At 53.7% G+C, this 13,666-nt stretch carries 11 protein-coding genes; 4 read left to right on the forward strand and 7 right to left on the reverse strand.

Features of this window, described 5'->3' with window-relative positions:
* The first annotated feature begins 3 nt into the window (after positions 1–3).
* Together H522_RS0104745 and H522_RS20345 are read left to right on the forward strand one after the other, a co-directional pair.
* Positions 4–1,002: an alpha-ketoacid dehydrogenase subunit beta gene (locus H522_RS0104745; protein WP_035452710.1), complete on the forward strand. Its 999-nt coding sequence runs from the start codon at positions 4–6 to the stop codon at positions 1,000–1,002.
* Between the two features lie 111 nt (positions 1,003–1,113).
* Positions 1,114–2,337, forward strand: a complete 1,224-nt coding sequence (locus H522_RS20345) for a dihydrolipoamide acetyltransferase family protein (protein WP_051343906.1) — start codon at positions 1,114–1,116, stop codon at positions 2,335–2,337.
* Between the two features lie 280 nt (positions 2,338–2,617).
* Here the strand turns inward: H522_RS20345 and H522_RS0104755 are convergent, their stop codons facing one another.
* The 7 genes from H522_RS0104755 to H522_RS0104785 form a co-directional block, all read right to left on the reverse strand.
* Complete coding sequence (locus H522_RS0104755; protein ID WP_026961425.1) at positions 2,618–4,117, reverse strand: sodium:solute symporter family protein; 1,500 nt, start codon at positions 4,115–4,117, stop codon at positions 2,618–2,620.
* Positions 4,117–4,314 carry a DUF3311 domain-containing protein gene (locus H522_RS0104760; protein WP_155836197.1) on the reverse strand — a complete coding sequence of 66 codons (198 nt, stop codon included), beginning with the start codon at positions 4,312–4,314 and terminating at the stop codon, positions 4,117–4,119. Before H522_RS0104760 ends, H522_RS0104755 begins: the two co-directional genes overlap by 1 nt.
* A gap of 240 nt (positions 4,315–4,554) precedes the next feature.
* The gene (locus tag H522_RS0104765) at positions 4,555–5,379 is read right to left on the reverse strand and encodes a carbohydrate ABC transporter permease (protein ID WP_245578017.1); all 825 of its coding nucleotides are present in this window, start codon (positions 5,377–5,379) and stop codon (positions 4,555–4,557) included.
* A gap of 50 nt (positions 5,380–5,429) precedes the next feature.
* Positions 5,430–6,347: a carbohydrate ABC transporter permease gene (locus tag H522_RS0104770; RefSeq protein ID WP_035452650.1), complete on the reverse strand. Its 918-nt coding sequence runs from the start codon at positions 6,345–6,347 to the stop codon at positions 5,430–5,432.
* 80 nt (positions 6,348–6,427) lie between these two features.
* Positions 6,428–7,699 (reverse strand): ABC transporter substrate-binding protein, encoded by a 1,272-nt coding sequence (locus tag H522_RS0104775; RefSeq protein ID WP_026961429.1) that lies wholly within the window; start codon positions 7,697–7,699, stop codon positions 6,428–6,430.
* 58 nt (positions 7,700–7,757) lie between these two features.
* Positions 7,758–9,998: an amylo-alpha-1,6-glucosidase gene (locus H522_RS17660; RefSeq protein WP_051343907.1), complete on the reverse strand. Its 2,241-nt coding sequence runs from the start codon at positions 9,996–9,998 to the stop codon at positions 7,758–7,760.
* 141 nt (positions 9,999–10,139) lie between these two features.
* Positions 10,140–11,144 carry a LacI family DNA-binding transcriptional regulator gene (locus H522_RS0104785; RefSeq protein ID WP_026961430.1) on the reverse strand — a complete coding sequence of 335 codons (1,005 nt, stop codon included), beginning with the start codon at positions 11,142–11,144 and terminating at the stop codon, positions 10,140–10,142.
* A 221-nt stretch (positions 11,145–11,365) separates the two neighbouring features.
* Here H522_RS0104785 and H522_RS0104790 point away from each other — a divergent pair, with 221 nt between their 5' ends.
* On the forward strand, positions 11,366–12,529 hold the full coding sequence (locus H522_RS0104790; protein WP_026961431.1) for an ROK family transcriptional regulator: 1,164 nt from the start codon (positions 11,366–11,368) through the stop codon (positions 12,527–12,529).
* A gap of 76 nt (positions 12,530–12,605) precedes the next feature.
* On the forward strand, positions 12,606–13,664 hold the full coding sequence (locus H522_RS0104795; RefSeq protein ID WP_026961432.1) for a BtaManbiosPhlase: 1,059 nt from the start codon (positions 12,606–12,608) through the stop codon (positions 13,662–13,664).
* Positions 13,665–13,666: the final 2 nt, after the last annotated feature.

Consider the following 13,666-nt stretch of genomic DNA (forward strand, 5'->3'; position numbering starts at 1 on the left):
CGCATGTTGACTGGGAACAAGGCTTTGGCGGAGGCGATTCGCCAGGAGATGGAGCGGGACGCACGTGTGTTTGTCATGGGCGAGGACGTGGGCGCATATGGGGGCATTTTTGGTGCGACGGAAGGGTTGTTCGCACAGTTTGGACCCGAGCGGGTGCGGGATACACCGATTTCCGAGACCGGATTCATCGGTGCGGCTATTGGAGCGGCAGCGGAAGGCATGCGGCCAATCGTGGAACTGATGTTTGTCGACTTTTTCGGCGTGTGCATGGACCAAATCTACAATCACATGGCGAAAATCCACTACATGTCAGGAGGCGGTGTCAAGCTGCCCATGGTGCTCATGACGGCGGTGGGCGGCGGTTACAGTGATGCGGCGCAGCACTCGCAGACCCTCTACGCGACCTTCGCTCACCTGCCCGGGATGAAGGTGGTGGCCCCGTCCACCCCGTACGACCTCAAGGGGATGATGATTTCTGCCATTCGCGACGACAATCCGATCCTGTTCATGTTTCATAAGTCCCTGCAAGGACTCGGCTGGATGGATCCGCTTGATGCAGCCATTGGGCCGGTGCCAGAGGAACCTTATACGGTGTCGATTGGTCAGGCGAAGGTGGCGCGAGAAGGGCGTGACGTCACCATCGTCGGCATCCAAATGATGACGCATGCCGCACTGGCGGCGGCACAACGGTTGGCTGAGGAGGGTATCGAGGCGGAGGTGATAGATCTCCGTACACTCGCGCCGCTGGACAAGGCGACCATCCTTGAGTCCGTGCGCAAAACGCACCGGCTATTGGTGGTGGATGAGGATTACCTATCTTATGGAATGACCGCGGAGGTGGCTGCGGTGGTGGCCGAGGAAGCGCTGTACGAGCTAGAGGCACCTATACGGCGGCTGGCCGTGCCGGACGTACCGATACCGTACAGTCGGCCGTTGGAGCAATTCGTGTTGCCCAATGCGGAGAAGGTGTACGAGGCGGCCAGGCAGCTGGTAGAACAGTAAGCCCGATTGGGTGGAGACGGCGCGGCGGTGTTCGGGGGTCGAGCGAATCGCACTCCCGAGGACTGCCGCGTATTTTGGCGATCACGACGGTATAAGTGGGAGGCATACAACATGCGGGAAGTGCACATGCCCCAGACGACCGAAGATGCGCAGGACAGCGTGGTTGTGTTCTGGTACAAGTCGGAAGGGGACCACGTAGAGGCGGGCGAGACACTCGTGGAGGTACAGACGGAAAAGGCTACATATGACGTCGAAGCGCCAGCCAGTGGTATTCTGCGACAGATTCAGGTGCCTCGTGGGCAGGCAGCTCCGGTGGGCGCTGTGCTGGCGTATATCGAAGAGACGGTGGCGGAAACACCTCCTGGACCAGAACCTCAGCCAGGTGTTGACCCTGTGGCCATGGAACCGCGTGATACAACGGCCGGGACTGCCACTTTCACCGGTGATACAGGGAGTTCCGATGCGTCGGCTATCCTTGGCGCTCCCCCCGGGCGCCGAAGTTTTGTGCCGGCGCCGCCGCGGGTGCGAAAATTGGCGGCCGACCTGGGCGTGGATCTGGCCGGGGTGCACGGTACCGGTCCGAATGGCCGCATTACGGAGGACGATGTCCGTGCTGCCGCCCAAGTGGCGAGTGGACAGGCGATAGCGTCGAATGTTCGGCAAAGCCAGCAGCGCAGTTTTATACAGCCCCTTCCCCCAGTGCGACGAACGATTGCCCGGCGGATGCTGGAAAGCCTGCGTGAGACCGCGCAGCTCACGTTGACCCGTTGGGTGGACGTGACCGCACTGGCCGAACAACGCCAACACCTGGCTCCTGGAATCAGCTGGAACACCTGGGTCCTTCGTGGCGTGGCACTGGCGCTGCGCCATCATCCGGAGTTGAACGCGACGTGGGAAGAGGCGGGGATTCACTACCACACGGAGATTCACCTCGGTGTGGCGGTGGACGCGGAAGCCGGGTTGGTGGTAACGGTCATCCGTGATGTGGACACACTGTCCTTATCTACACTGCACGAGGTGGTCAGTCGGCGGGTAGAAGCCGCCCGCAGTGGGCGTTTGGCAGCGACGGATTTGACCGGCAGTACGTTTACCGTCAGCAATCTGGGGGGATTTGGAGTGTCGTTTTTTACGCCCATTCTTAATCCGCCCGAATCAGCGATTCTGGGTGTCGGACAAGTTGAGGAAACCCTTACCCTCGCCAACGGATTGGTCCAAGCCCGCAAACGACTGCCGCTCAGCCTGACCATCGACCATCGGGTGTTGGATGGAGCGGACGGAGCTCGTTTTCTGCAGACGCTGGCCCGGTTACTGCAAGAACCGGCGGGGTTGGTATAGATTTTCTTGTTCGGTGATCCTCGTCTTTTCTTTTTTCTGGAAACGAGCAGTGGAACCAGGACCAGAGCATCATGCGCCTTTGCATGCGAGTCTCTGGCTTGGTTCCGCTGTTTCTCGTCTCACGCGTTCCCCAGAAAACCCAAATTACCATCTATATTCCGCTTTATTTCCGAACAAGCGGATACATTGGCTTGATTGGCCGTGTGTATGTGTACAAATAACACGGTTCTTTATTATGGTTACTACTGGCTCTTCCCGAACCTTGAATCCGACGAGTGGGTCAGCCGACTTGTTGCTCCGCGTGCGTCCGACGACGCTTCGCGTCAAATAGAAATTCCAATACACCGTTGGTGCGCTCACGTGCCCTGCCGAAGAACAGTGGGGTGAGGATGAGTATCACGGCTAGGTTGACCAGAAGACCCCAGAATCCTTCATACAGGCCGTGTGCGTTGTGGCTGGCATACATGTAAAACACGGTTGCTAGACCGGCCAATAAGCCTCCTGTCACAGCTTCTTTCGGTAGATTACGGAAGTATAAACTGAGCACCACCGCAGGGAACGTTTGCACGATTCCCGAGACCCCCATCAGCTGTAAGGAAACCAACGCCGTCGGGAAAGCCAAGCCGAAAATGAGGGCGAGACCAATGACGACGAAGACCATGGAACGTGTGACCAGGGTTAAGCGTTGCTGACTTGCGTCCGGGCGAATGAAATCCCGGTAGATGTTGTTGGCAAACAGGTTGCTTGCCCCAATCGCCATGATGGAACATGGAACCAATGAGGCGAGAGCGATGGTAGCGTATGCGACGCCCTGGCCAAAACCACCGTATGAATCATGAATGAGGGTAAGGAAGGCCAATCGCGGGTTTGTCCCCTGGGGGACCACCATGAACGCGAGAATACCGAGGAAAGTCACCAACATCAACACGATATTGTACAACGGGAGCACAATCGCGTTTTTGCGCAGGATGTCCGCGCTCTTTGAACTGAACGTACCGGTCGCGGTGTGCGGCCACATAAAGAGGGCCATTGCTGAAATCAATGCAGCCGTGGAAAACCAAAGAACGCCCTTGGGCCCTGAGGTCGGCAGAGTCAACATAGCGGGATGCTTCGTCGCCACGGTATGCACCATCTCACCCCAGCCACCAAAGTGGATGATAGGTAAAGAGATGACGAGGAACAGCATCACAACCCAGACAAGGATGTCCTTGATGATAGCCGTGTATGTCGGCGCTTTCAAGCCGCTGAAAAACGTGTAGAGGGCGACAAGCAAAAAAGACACGATGACGACTAGTTTGACGTTGACTAAGCCAGCCGCCGCGACCTGTAACGTGTCCAGGATGCCGCTTAACTGTAAATCGATATATGGAATCAGCATCAAGACCCCGGTGATGGCAATGAGGAAGGAAAGGAACTTGCTGTCAAACCGTCCTCCGACATAGTCGGCCAAGGTCATATATCCATGTTCCTTCGCCACTCTCCATAGTCGTGGAAGGAAGAAATAGGCCATCGGATAAGCGAGCACCACATAGGGTGTAGCAAAGAACGCGGTGCTACCGCCACTGTATGCCGAGCTTGTCAAACCAAGGAACGTATACGCAGTATATACATCCGCTCCGACCAGGAACCAAACGAACAGACTGCCCAGACGACGACCTCCGACAGACCACTCCTCGACGGAACTCCGGGCTTCTTTATTACGTCCGGCCAGGAAGCCAATAAGTACGACAGCCAGGACAATGATCGACGTCACAATGAATGCAAGGACGTTACCATGCATCACTCATTGACCTCCTTTCGTAGAAGTAGGTGCATACCTAGGGTAAAGAGTGGGGTTAAAAGCATCCAGATTAAAAGCCAAAAGTGCAACAGAGGAAAGCCAATAATAATCGGGTGAATTGTGTTGACCCAAGGTATGGCCACCAATTGGGCTAGAAACGGAACAATAAAGAGAATAAAGACGAGCGTCCGGCGCATGATTTTCATCCTCCTTTCGCAATATATAATGTAAACGTTTACGAATGGCTATTCTACGAGAGTTGGATATTAAAGTCAAATCATTGAAAGTTAAAAAGTGAGGATAGATAATAACATGGATAAATATTTATTGTGGGTAAGTCATAATGGGGACTTCCTTGAGGAGGGGAGAGTGCCCTCTCCCCGGATGGAAAATATACCGATTTATACACCAGCGTGGATATACGGCTGAGGTAAATTTCATTTGATACCCGTTGTCGAGATCCCTTTAACGAATTGTTTCTGAAACACCAAAAACACAAGAATCATGGGCAAGGTTAGCAAAATGACGCCAGCCATGACACTGTTCCAATAGGCATTGTACTGTCCGTAAAATGAATTTAATCCTACCGGCAATGTGTACATGTCTTGACTCGTCGCGAGCAGTACCGGCCAGAGAAAAGAGTTCCAATTGCCCTGGAAAGTAAAAATGGTCTGGGCAGCTAAAAGCGGGCGAGAGAGCGGGAGGAAAATGCGCCAAAAGATGCCCCAGTGCCCTAAACCGTCGATGCGCGCGGCTTCTTCAAGTTCCTTTGGCAATCCGAGAAAGAACTGACGCGCAAGAAAAATCATAAACGGGGACATAAGAAACGGAATGGTAAGTCCCTGATACGTATCAATCCATCCCCAATGAGCTAACAGCATATAAATCGGAACGAGCAAGACTTGTCCAGGAATCATCATGATGGCCAAAAATACATAAAAGAGAAATCCTCGCCCTGGAAAGCGCAGGCGAGCGAAGGCGTAGCCAGCGAGCGTGTTGACGCATAGGTTGCCAACGGTGACGATAGCCGCGACAACGATGCTGTTCAACAACCATCGCATAAACGGGAAATCGTGGACAAGCGCAGCATAACTTCCGAAGTTCAGATGGCTGATGGGTACGATAGTCGAAAATACCTCGGATGTGGGCTTCAGTGAGGTGTACACGGACCATATAAAGGGTAACAAGGATACAAAAGCGTATAGAATGGCAACGATATACATCCAGCGCTTGGGCCGGCGGTATGCGACTTCCGTGGTCAAAATCAATCCCCTCCTATCATCGACTCACTCCCCGTACGGAAAACGAGTGGCTAGTCTTCCCGTCCAAGGACAAATTGCTGAATCAGGGTTAGGATAAGAATGATGGCGAACAGGACAAATGCCATGGCAGATGCGTAGCCCATCTGCATGTCTTTAAATCCTTTGTTAAACAGATCTAAGATCACGGTTAATGTGGAGTTTAATGGCCCACCCGATCCGTCCGAGACGACGTATGCTTGGTCAAACACCTGAAAGGTTCCAATGAGCGACATCACGATGACAAGAAAGGTTGTTCGCCGCAGCATGGGGATCGTGATGTACCGAGTGACTTTCCATCCACTGGCTCCATCGATGGCTGCAGCTTCATAGAGTTCGTCTGGGATGTCCTGCAACCCAGCCAAATAGATAATCATAAATTGTCCGACCGTCGACCACACGGCCATCGCCATGATGGCTGGCAAGGCAAACGTCGGGCTGTTGAAGTAATTCGGGCCTTGTATTCCAAACAAGGCAAGGAACTGGTTTAACAGTCCATGTGGCTGAAAGAGAAAGATGAACATGACGCTGACCGCGACCGTAGATGTGACCGTGGGCAGATAATACGCGACTCGAAAGAACGTTTTTCCTCGAACCTGATTTACGACAATGGCCAAGAGCAGAGCAATGGCGCTTTGAACCGGAACCACACCTAAGGAGTAGAGTGAGGTGTTCCCTAGAGCGCGAAGAAAGACCGGATCGTGAAACAATCGGATATAATTCCCAAGACCGATGAACTTGGCCGATTGCGGATCGAGAAACGAAAACTGCTGAAAACTGATATAGAAGGCGTAAAAAATCGGACCGATTAAGAACACGGATAAGGCAACGATGGCAGGGAAGATGAACAGGTACCCTGCCAACGCCTGGTCGACTGCACTTTTTCGCAACACACGATGACCCTGGGGTGCGAGCGTAAGTCGAATAGTCATAGACTGGCCTCCTCTTTGACGGACTTGAAAATGGAGCCACTGGTACGCCAGTGGCTCCCCACAGTGTCGGACAGATAGACTTAAGATTGTTGCGATGCAAGGGTTTGCTTGGCTTGCGAGAGCACTTCGGCCGGGGATTCGTTTTGTAAAATGCCAGCTTCGGTGGCCTTGTTAATCGCATCGACGAAATCTTGGCCAAGCGTACCAAACTGATACGGTACGGCGTTGTTTACGCCGTCGATGAAGGCTTTATAGGTCGGATATTTGTCCAAAAACTTCCCTTGCATACTTTTCCGCGAGGGGATGGCCAAGCCCGACTCGGCCGTCATTTTCAACGCGTCGGTACCAGTTAGGTAAAAGAGAAGCTTGGCCGCCTGTTCCGGATACTTGGTCGATTTTGCCATCGAGTAGCTGACGGTATAGGTCATGTTGAAATCCTTCCCGTTCGCTGAGGGAAAATCGGCTACTCCGTAATCCAGCTTTGGAGCCGTCTGTTTCATGAAGGGGACAAGCCAGGCCCCTTCAACAACCATGGCTACCTTGCCCTGGGCAAACGGGATGCCCGCCCAGTCTCCGCCAAGGTCCTTGGGCTGCGCAATGTTCTTGTTTTTAAAGTTGTCGATGAAGAATCTCAAGCCAGGGATGTTGGCCTCATCGGTAAAAGTCGCCTTGTTCTGATTCTCGTTGTAATAGCTGCCCCCAAAGTCTTTGACAAAGGGATAATAGCGAGCCACGTCAATCGGCATGCTGAGCGGAGTAATGCCTTTGGCTTTCAATTTCGCGGCATCCTTTTCGAACTCGTTCCATGTTTTGGGTGGTGACTGGATACCCGCCTTGGCGAACAGGGACTTGTTATACTCAAGGGCCAGGGTGTTCATGTCTTTCGGCAGACCGTAGGTAACGCCTTTCCATTGAAACGCCTTCAAGAGGGCGGGGCTGAAATCGCTTGTATCGACATGATCTTCCTTGATATATTTGTCAAGCGGCATCAAGACCCCCGATGCCTCCAGCGTTGGAGCATAGGAGGAATCTACATAAAACACATCGGGCGCGGTATGGGAAGCCAACATGGGTTGTAAGGCCTGCAGATAATCTCCGGTAATTACCTGCAAGGAGACCTTGATGTTTGGATTCTTCTTTTCGAACGCTTTTACTTGCCGTTCGACCAACTGTTTTTCCGCGGGACTAGAGGACCACATGCCCAGCTTCAAGGTTACAGTCTGAGCGTTGCTAGCCGTGTGGGCACTGTTGGTTGCTCCTGTGTTCCCGGTTGTTCCGCACCCAGCAAGGGCCCCTGCACTGACAAGCAGAATACTTGTAGCTGCAAACCAGTTCCTCGACTTGATACGCATCAAATTCATCCCCCTTAATTAAATGGATGAGATAGCATTATCACGAGCTTTGGTGGTTTCAGCTTCCCTGGAACGACGAGTTTCCAACCGTAAACTCCTGGTCTAACACCTCCTCGTTCGCATCTGGGTGCACGGACAAGCCGGTGCTGTTGTCGAGAATTTGATACTGGGTATTGCCGTCCGCTGTCCGTTGCAACTCTAGGCTCAACGTGCCACTGCCTATCCTGAGGGACTCAATTTTGAGCCTCGGGATGGATGAGGGGAGTGACGGATTAAGGGATATATAGCCATCGGGTACGTTTGGATTGAACCCGAGAATGGCTGTCAGAACGAGTATGGGTGTTGCGGCTGCCCACGCCTGAGGTGAACAGGATACCGGGTATGGGACGGGTTTGGAGGTCTTTCCCGCCGGAATGCCAGCAAAGAGTTCCGGGAGTCGATAGAGATCGAACCCTTGCGCGGCATTCAACAACCCTTCCACCAACTGTGCGACTGCATCACGGCGACCATACCCGGCCACCCCAGCGATGATGATCGAATTGTCGTGCGGCCAAACAGAGCCGTTATGATAGCTGAGAGGGTTGTACGTGACCTCAAGAGTGGAGAGTGTCCGTATCCCAAACCCGCTGAACAGGTCTTCCTTCAGTAGCCGGTCAATGAGGCAATCCGCCAGTGCCTGCGGCAAGATGCCACTCCATAAGACCTGGCCCATATTGGACGTTAGCGTTCGCACTGGTTTTTTCTCCCCGTCAAGCGCGAGAGCAATCGCATCTTCGTCCTCCATCCAAAACGCCTGGATGAATTGGCGTTGCAACCGTTCGGCTCGTCTTTCGCATTCCATGGATGTGTCTGGAAGTCCAAGCCACCGATAGACTTGCGCCCAACGGGTGTATGCCCGGTAGACATAGCCTTGAACTTCGCAGAGAGCTATCGGGCCCTTCGCAAGTGAACCGTCCTTATGGTGGATGGAGTCGCCAGAATCTTTCCAACCTTGATTGGCGATCCCGTTTGATGATTCGGAGAAATACTCAAGAAATCCGTCCCCGTCTCGGTCGCCGTACTGTTCAATCCATGCAAACGCCGCTTCAACGTGAGGAAGAAGTCTGCGCAGCCACTCTGCATCCCCACTCCAAAGCGCGTAATCAGCCGCTAAATTCAGAAACAGGGGTGTCGCGTCAATCGTGCCATAGTACGGCCCGAATGGAACCTGACCAGTTCGGGTTAGTTCACCGGCACGCAGTTCGTGCATGATTTTCCCAGGTTGTTCGTCTCGCTCCGGGTTGACTTGCTGGCCTTGAAACGCGGCCATTGTGGCGAGCGTTCCGCGTACAATGTCGAAATTGGCAGGGAGCATCTGTAGCGCCGTAATCAGGCTGTCTCTCCCGAAGGGCACAGCATACCAAGGGACTCCGGCCACGGGAAAGTGCCCGTAGCCAACATCCGTAAGCAGCATGCGGATATCCTGTAAGCCACGGCGATACCAGTTGGAAAACGTAGTACAGCCAGAGACACCTGGCGCTTTATGTAACCAGTCTTCGTATTTCCTAGCAATCTGTTGTCGTACGGCAGCCACCTCTGCAAACGTAAAATCGCTGGTACTTGCATTTTGCAACGAAGTGTGTCCCTGTCCGGAGGAATCTTTCTTTGTGTGGCGTTCCACGGACGGTTGTACAGTGACGACCCATTGGCATTTTCCGCGGGCAGGGATTGTCAATTGTGCCTCGAACCGCGATCCGTCCCCTGCCGGTATCCATTCGCGTTCGTCCGCGATAAAACGTACGACGGTCGAATATTGGATTCCATCTTGTGCCGTATACCGGAAGGTTCGCGACGATGTCCCGGTTTCAACTTCAATGCGGCGCGCAAGCTTATCTCGTGGGTCCAACGTGACACCCGCACGTACTTCAAACATGTCGAGAAAGTCTGCGTCGAAACCATAGGTCACCCGTAGCGGAAGGGGCTGTGTCGAAAAGTTTTCAATCTCAACCTGTTCGTAAAAACAGTGTCCGTCCACGAATTGGGTACGCGTGATATACAGTGACTCGCGCGGAATGGTAACGTTTTCGGAAAGCCGATACTCCCTATTGGTGTAGTGATAAACCCCCTCGAAGTTTCGGGAAACATCAGAGTCTAACTTGACGAACGGGATTGGGCCAAAATCGCACGTCCATCGGCATAGGACGCGTGTGTCTTGCGTATAGAGTCCGTATCCGAAGGCATCGGTTTTTGGATCCGGGACGTTTCCGTGCGGATTCGAGACGTAGAACAGGTCATTTTCTTTGATAACGGAGAAGCTCATTTCGAAATATCCTCCCAGCAGAAACCAAAACGTTTTCGAGAAAGCGTTTAATACGCTGGTGCTCGTTGTACACGATGGGCCTTTTGCAAGTCAGCGGCGAACATATGTCGAGTGAAGACCCTCTTCTCCACTTATCCGGTTTCAGGTGCTCTCTCGGATGATGAGCTCGGGTGCCAGCAAGCGACCTTCGGGCGGGTCACCATGTTCAAGCATGCCAATCAACATGTCTGCTGCGGTTGTGCCCATCTCGTACCTGCGTTGACCAATCGTCGTCAAAGTGGGGGACACAAGTTCGGTAACATCGATATTATCAAATCCGACGATGGCGATATCGTCTGGCACACGTAAATCGCTCGCCATGGCTGCCCGCATACCAGCAATCGCCATAAGGTCGCTGGCAAAGAAGACGGCGGTCAGGTCCGGATTGCGTTTCCGGAGTTCATGAAAACCTCTTGCACCTCCTTCCAGGGAGAAGTCGGCCTCATAGATGAGTTCCGCTCGAATCGGAAGACCAGCAGCTCGCAGACCTTCTTCATAACCGCGTAGCCGTTCGATACTAACGGCCGCTTGCGAATAACCGTTGACAAAACCAATCTGTCGATGACCTCGCTCCACCAGATGGCGCACCGCAAACTTTGCACCGTTGATGTTGTCCGTCATAACATATCCGCAATGTTCACTGAGTAGGGGCAGGTCAATGACCACACTCGGTAAAGGCGATTCCACAACCTCGTGAACGTACGGATCGTCCAGGCGGATGCCCATAACAATCACGCCTTCAAAGCGTCGTTGGGTACAAAAGTCAAGATAGGAAACCAAATGTTGTTGAGCGGTGCTCGTACTCACGAGACTAACATCGTAACCCAATTCCGCCAGTCGTTCATAGACTCCGCATAGCACATCAAACATGAAGTGGTGCCCAGTCCTGGATTTACTAAAGTCAGATACCAGTAAACCAATCGTCTGTGTGCGATTTCGGACGAGACTCCGTGCCACATGATTCGGCCGGTAGTTCAACCGTTGGGCAATTTCTAGGATACGTTTTCGTGTTTCGGGACTAACATCGGTATATCCATTTAGCGCCCGAGAGACCGTTGTGATGGACACGCCTGCCGCCTCAGCCACGTCGCGAATGGTTACTGGCACCCTCGACACCCTCACATCAATTCATCTAGTGACGCTAGTGTAAACCAAAACGTTTTGGGAAACAAGCCCGGCTAGCAGACACGAGAGATTTAGAGAGAGAAGGCGTGATTTTCGAACGTATATAAACAAAACTATATCTGGACTTGATTAAAAACACTTGACGACCCTCTCGTTCCTGGATATACTTTCGAACAGTTAGTTAGAAAGGGGATAATTCACGATTGCGTGGCGATGCAGTTCTGTTGCGTCGATTGAACGAACGAAGAATCTTGAACGCGATTCGTGTAAAAGGCCCCATCTCTCGCAGTGACCTGCAGCGGGAACTCGGTTTGGCCCTGCCTACCGTTTCGCGGGGGGTAGATAGATTGTTGGCCCGCGGTTGGATTCGGTCGGTCGGCAGTGGCGACTCTACCGGCGGACGACCGCCAGAACTGATAGAGGTCAACCCATCGGGTGGTTTCGCCTTAGGGGTGGATATTGGGAGAGACAGGGTGATGGCGGTCTTGACCGACTTGTTTGCCCGACCCGTTTTCCAGGCGACATGGCCGCTGGCTGAACTCGAAGGACCGGGTGATTTGGTCACTTCCCTGGTGCAATTCGTAGAACGGAGTGGCAATCCGCGTCACCTCTTAGTCGGCATTGGTGTGGCAGCCCCGGGGCCACTCGACTCACTGACTGGGCGATTGTTAGACCCGGAAGACATGCCGGGGGTATGGCATGGAGCGGCTATCGTTCCTTTACTGGCGCAACAGTTTGCTGTTCCCGTTTATCTGGAGAACGATGCTAACGCGGCTGCACTCGGGGAGACGTGGTTTGGTGAACGTGGGGATGTGCGTCACGCACTGTTCGTACTGGCCGATACGGGTCTTGGGGCAGGGGTGGTCATCGACGGTTCGATTTACGCTGGGACCAATAACCTAGCTGGGGAATTCAGTCACATGACCGTCAACTTCAATGGCGAGTTATGTTCGTGCGGTCGCCGTGGTTGTGTGAACAGTGTGGCATCGCGTCACGCGATTGTATCGGCCGTACGCCATTCTAGCGGGCGCAAGTCCCCGGAGACGTTTGCAGAAATTGTACAGCGTGCGAAGCGAGGGCAGGAGCCGGACGCTTCCGTTTTGCAGACCGCGGTGACCTATCTGAGCGTCGGGATTGCCAATATCGCCTATATGTTTGACCCAGACCTTGTCATTTTGGGTGGTTCGACACTGTTGGCAGACCCGTTTGTCAGTGAAGCCGTCATGACCACCCTGAAGGCCCAGATGCGCAGTCGCTGCACGATTGTCGAGACCCGTTTCGGGCTGCAAGCGGTGGCGATTGGGGGGGCCACTCTGGCGCTGCAGGGAATCTATGACGTCAAGTCATTGGTGGCCATAGACCCATGATGGCTCTGTTTTTCGAATGGCTCGTTTCTTGGCGCAGAGTGAGTCAGGGTTGCACGAGAATGAAAGGATGGAGCTCATGACCCTATACCGTTACTCGGAAAATCCATTGTTGACACCGGCGCATGTTCCACCACACCGTGCCGATTTCGAGGTCATTGGTGTATTCAATGCCGGGGTCGCAAAGTACCGCGACGAGGTGATTCTATTGTTGCGGGTGGCCGAGCGACCGCTGGCTCAAGACGAACAAACCGTGAAGACGGCCGTCTTTGATGTAAGCGCTAAACAAGTTCGTATCGAGACCTTCCAGCGCGGCGATGACCGCTACGATTTTTCCGATCCACGCAGCATTGCGCCAGTGGGACACACGGGGAGCTTTGCATATCTTACGTCCATCTCCTACTTGCGGATTGCCCGCAGCCGGGACGGGCGTCACTTTCAGGTGGACGAAGACCCGTTTTTGTTTCCTCAGACCGAACAGGAGACGTTCGGTGTCGAGGACCCGCGGATTACGCAGATTGGCGATACATACTACATCACCTACAGTGCAGTGTCCGCGCACGGGGTTGGGGTGATGCTGGCGTCGACCCAAGACTTTCAAAGTGTCCGGCGCCACGGTATGATTCTGGCCCCCGAGAACAAAGACGTGGTCATTTTTCCAGAGCGCATTCAGGGCAAGTATTATTGCTTGCACCGTCCGGTCCCAAGCAGTACCGGATCGCCCGACATTTGGTTGGCTGAGTCGCCCGATCTTTCCCACTGGGGCAACCATCGGCACTTGATGGGTTGTCGTAAGGGCCATTGGGACAGCCACAGACTTGGGGCCGGGGTACCGCCGCTGAAGACCGAGCGTGGCTGGCTCGAACTCTATCATGCGGCCGACCAGGATGCGCGTTACTGCATGGGGGCGGTCCTGCTGGATATAAACGATCCCGCCCGGATTCTGGCGCGTTCCCGGCAGCCTATTTTGGTTCCTGAAGCCGACTACGAGACCAACGGCTTCTTTGGCAACGTAGTGTTTCCTTGTGGTGCGCTGCGCCAAGGCGATAGGTTGCAAGTCTACTACGGCGTGGCGGATACATCGATGGCATGCGTGGAGATTCCACTGCAGACCATATTTGACTCACTCGAATCATAAAA

Origin of the sequence: Alicyclobacillus herbarius DSM 13609 (genome assembly GCF_000430585.1) — a bacterium.
GTDB lineage: Bacteria > Bacillota > Bacilli > Alicyclobacillales > Alicyclobacillaceae > Alicyclobacillus_G > Alicyclobacillus_G herbarius.